This is a genomic window from Micromonospora sp. DT53 (assembly GCF_049841535.1).
Taxonomy (GTDB): domain Bacteria; phylum Actinomycetota; class Actinomycetes; order Mycobacteriales; family Micromonosporaceae; genus Micromonospora.
This window is the reverse complement of the sequence record NZ_JBNCKM010000015.1, coordinates 1-4,345: the sequence shown is the minus strand read 5'-3', so window position 1 is coordinate 4,345 and position 4,345 is coordinate 1. Positions and strand designations below refer to the sequence as shown.

The following is a 4,345-nucleotide window of genomic DNA, read 5'->3' as shown; positions in this document are numbered from 1 at the left end:
GCCGGGCCGCCGCGATGCTGGGGGTGGGGTCTGGGGGGCCGGCCCTGTACGCCCGCGCCGCTTGATCCGGGGCGGGTGGGGCGGCCGCCGCGGGGGCGGCCGCCCGACCGCCTGTCAACCGGCGAGGTGCGACCAGTCACCCTCCAGGTCCTGCCAGGTGCCCTGGGCCGCCACCGTGCCACCGAGCAGCACCACCACGTGGTCGGCCCGGACCAACGCGGCCCGCTTCGCGGTCGAGCCGACCACTGTCACGCCGTGGCCGCGCAACGCCTGCCACAGCGCCAGCTCGGTGGTGACGTCCAGCGCCGACGACACGTCGTCGGCGACCAGCAGTTCGGTACGCGGCGCCAGCGCCCGCGCGAGCGCCAACCGCTGCAACTGCCCGCCGGAGAGCCGGGTGCCCTTGTGCCCGATGAGCAGGCCCAACCCACCACCGGCCGCGGCCAGGTCATGGTCGAGCTGGGCGGTGCTGACCGCCCCGGCCGCGTCCACCTGGTGCCCGAGGGCGATGTTGTCGGCCACCGTGCCGGAGAGCACCCGGGGCAACTGACCGACGTAGCCGACCTGGTTGGGACGCAGGAACAGCTCCGGCTCGGTGACCGGGTCACCGTTCCAGGCCAGCTCGCCGGTGTGGTGCACGATCCCGGCCAACCCCCGCAGCAACGAGGACTTGCCCGACCCCACCGGCCCGACGACAAGCACCAACTGCCCCCGCTGCACGGTCAGGTCCACGTCCCGGACGGCCACCGTCCCGTCGGAGTGCACCACTCCGAAGCGGCGCAGCTCCAGCCGCCGCAGCGGATGCCGGGGCGGCATGGTGGGCGCGGGCGCCGTCCCGGCGGTCAGGTCGACCTCCGGCACCCCCGCCGAGTACGCACTCACCCCGGTCATCGCCGCCGTGCGCCGGGTCCAGACCCGCGCCGAGGGCAACTGCGAGATCAACGACGCCGTCGTCCAGGCGAACCAGCGGGCCGCACCCAGGGTGGAGACGGCCACCAGCACCGCCCCGGCAGAGAGCGAGCCGTTCAGGTAGAGCGCCCAGGCGCCGATCGGCAACAGTCCGCTGGCCATCGACGGCGTGGAGCGCGCCCACACCTGCACCGAGATCTCCCGCCGCTGCCGGTCGCTGCGCACCACGTCCAGGCCCGCCAGGTGGCGCAGCACCGCCGTGGTCGCCCCGGCGAGCTTCACCGTCCGCGCCGCGGAAAGCGCCGAGACCAGCGCGGTGGCGAAGGAGGCCCGCGCCGCCACCGTCGCCCGGGCCGCACGCTCCAGCTTCGGCCCGAACAACGTCGCGGCCAGCCCGGAGACGACCATCGTGCCCAGGAAGAACAGCCCCGGTACGACGCTGCCGGTGACCGCCGTCATGGCGACCACGAGCACCAGCGCGACGGTCTGGTCCAGCACGTTGTCGGCGAGCTGGACCACCCGCTCGGTGTCCCCACCCTGCGCCACCACCTCGGCGGGGGTGTGTGAGCTGACCCGTCGCGGCCCGGTCTGGCCGTGCACCAGGCGAAGGCCGATCCGCAACATCTGCCGCACCCACCACTGCGGGAACCAGACGTGGGTGTAGAACGGCAGCGGCAGGGTGATCAGCAGCCCGGCGACGATCCCCACCGCCGGCAGGTACGGGTTACCGGTCCCGTCGACCAGATCCGCCCAGAGCCAGGGCAGCAACGGTCCGTCCAGCCCGAGCAGGCTGAGACCGAGGAACAGCACGATCGCGGCCGCCCCGTACCGGGGATCGTTGGTGCAGAGCCGGAAGATCTCCCGCAGCGTCCGGGCCGGCGGCTCCGGCGGCAAGGGCGGCGGGTCGGCCCGGGTCGGCCCGGGCGCGCCCTGCGTGCTGTCCGGCGGTGCCACCCCCGCGGTCTGCTCATTCGGCTCGGCCCGCGTCAACGCCGGCTCGGTCGGCCAGGCGGTGCCCTGCTCATTCGCCGCGACCGGCGCGGGTGCCGGCTCGGTCGGCCACGCGTCGGCCGGGCCGGGGCCGACCAGAAGGTCGGTGCCGACGCCGGAGCGGCCGGCCGGCACCACAGAGGCGTACGCGGCGGCGTGGCTGGTCGCCAGGAGTTCGGCGAAGCGCGTCGACGTCTCCAGCGGACCGGCCTCGACCACCGCGCCGTCAGCCAGGACGACCACCTCGTCACAGCGGCGCACCGAGGAGAGCCGGTGCGCGATGACGATGCCGATCCGGTCGCGCAGCAGTCGTTCGGTGGCCCGCTGCACCCGCGCCTCGGTGACCGGGTCCAGCCGTGCGGTGGCCTCGTCGAGGATCACCACGTGCGGCTCCCGGACCAGGATCCGGGCGAACGCCACCAACTGCTCCTGACCGGCGGAGAGCACATGCCCGCCCTCCCCCAGCCGGGTCGTCAACCCGTCCGGCAGCTCGGCGATCCAGCCGGCCAGGCCCAGCTCGTCCAGCGCCCGCGCCGCCGCGTCGAGCAGCTCCGGGTCGAACAGCGCGACGTTCTCGGCGAGGGTGCCGGCCAGGATCTCGGTGCGCTGCGGCACCAACGCCACCCAGCGGCGCAGCTGCTCGACGTCGAGGTCACACAGGTCGGTGCCGCCGAGGAAGACAGTGCCCTGCGGCACGTCGACCGCCCGGGTGAGCACCTTCGCCAGCGTCGACTTGCCCGAACCGGTCCGCCCGATCAGCGCGTACGAACGACCGCGCGCGAAGGTGAGGCTGAGCCCGCGCAACGCGGCCCCCCGGTCACTTTCCCCGTACCCGAACGTCAGATCCCGAATGCGCAGGTCACCCTCGCTCGGGCTGGCCCCGCCGACAGGCTCCTGCCGGGCCTTGTAGAGCAACTGCACCCGCGCCCACGCGCCGAGAGCCTCCTGGATCTCCGGCACCATGCGGCTCACGTGTTCAGCGGTCGCCCCGAAGGCCAGGGCCAGCAACCAGATGGCGGTGAGCCGGGCGGCGTCGATCCGATCGGTGGCCAACGCCCAAGCCCCGCCGAGCACCACCGCGCCGATGCCCGCCCGGATCGTCGCGGTGGCCACCGTCGCCACCCGGGCGGACAACACCCAGACCACCAGACCCCGGGACAGCACGGCAGCGGCCCGCCGGGCGTACAACCGCAGCACGTACGGCCGAGCCAAACTGGTGCGTACGTCGTCCTGGCCGTGCACCGCCTCCTCCATCACGGCGGCCAGGTCGGACCACGCCTCCTCCTCGGCCATCCGGGCCGGGCCGATCCGCGCCGTGGGCCGGCGCAGGCCGACCGCGAGCACCACCGTGAGCAGCAGCATCGCGATCCCCGCCGGCCACCACACGAACAGCGCCACGACCATCGACAACAGGCCGACGGAGAGGCCCTGGGCCAGCCGGGTGCCCTGGTTACGAACCGCCGACGCCACCTGATAGACGTCCCCGTCGATCCGGTCCAGCAACTCGCCCACCGGGGTGGTCTCCAGGGTGGGCAGATCCTGCCCGAGAGCGACGCGACAGAGCCGGCGACGCACGTCGGCGGACCAGTCGGCGGTCAGGCCGGCCATCAGCAGACTCACCGCGAGATCGCTGAGGACCACGGCGACCAGAGCCGCGGCCAGCACGGCGAAGAAGCCCGCCGAACGATGCACCAACACCGCGCCAGCCAGCGCCGACGCGCCCGCCTGCCCGACAGCGCCCAACACGATCAAAATCGCCACGATCGTCATACGACGGGTCGAAGTACCCCACAGATCACGGAGCAGGCGCATGAAAAGTCCTCCGGGACGTGGGTGGCGGAGACCTCAGCCTGCCGGCACCAACCCGTCAACTCAACCGATTTTCCGGTCCTGAGCAGGGCATCCGTCAGCCCAACCAGGCCCAGCAGTCGACCGGCTCAAGCCCCGCCCCGCCTCACCCCGCCCGGCCGTCGGCCAACCTCGACAACCCGTCCCACGCTCCCGCACCTGCCATACCGGCCCAGGGGGCGTTTGTCCGATAAGCGGGGTTCGGCCGCGTCGCGGCGCGCTCGAACCCTCTAGATCGACTCGGGTTTCAGGAAGTCGCGGTGTCCGGGAGTCCGGGACCCCCCGACTTCCGTGAACCCGAGTGGATCACGCGGGTATGGGGCGGTCCGCCGCGGCGGGCCGGGTGTTGGCGTGGGGGGTTTGTTCGGTGGCGGGTGTTTGTGGGTAGTGACCGGTCGCACCCGTGGGCCGGAATCATGGCCGGGTCGGGGTCGTTACATACCCTGACGATCGCAGCACCACCGACCCGCCGCCCCCGGTTCCTGGGGACGGGCCGCGCAGGTTGGAATGTCAGCCTCCGCCCGGTCGTTGCAGTCCCCACGAACGACCGCAGGCACCACCGTGATGCGGGTGCCAGCCAGGTGGGCCAGCCCGGGAA

General features: G+C 73.2%; 1 protein-coding gene. It reads right to left on the bottom strand.

Annotated elements, in window-relative coordinates:
• Positions 1-114: 114 nt before the first annotated feature.
• Positions 115-3,711, bottom strand: coding sequence for an ATP-binding cassette domain-containing protein (locus ACLQ3B_RS32610; RefSeq protein ID WP_425784511.1), 3,597 nt, complete (start codon positions 3,709-3,711; stop codon positions 115-117).
• Positions 3,712-4,345: the final 634 nt, after the last annotated feature.

What these genes read in the sequence shown, in the direction of transcription:
- ACLQ3B_RS32610 (WP_425784511.1), bottom strand. Translation starts at nt 3,711, where the DNA reads ATGCGCCTGCTCCGTGATCTGTGGGGTACTTCGACCCGTCGTATGACG.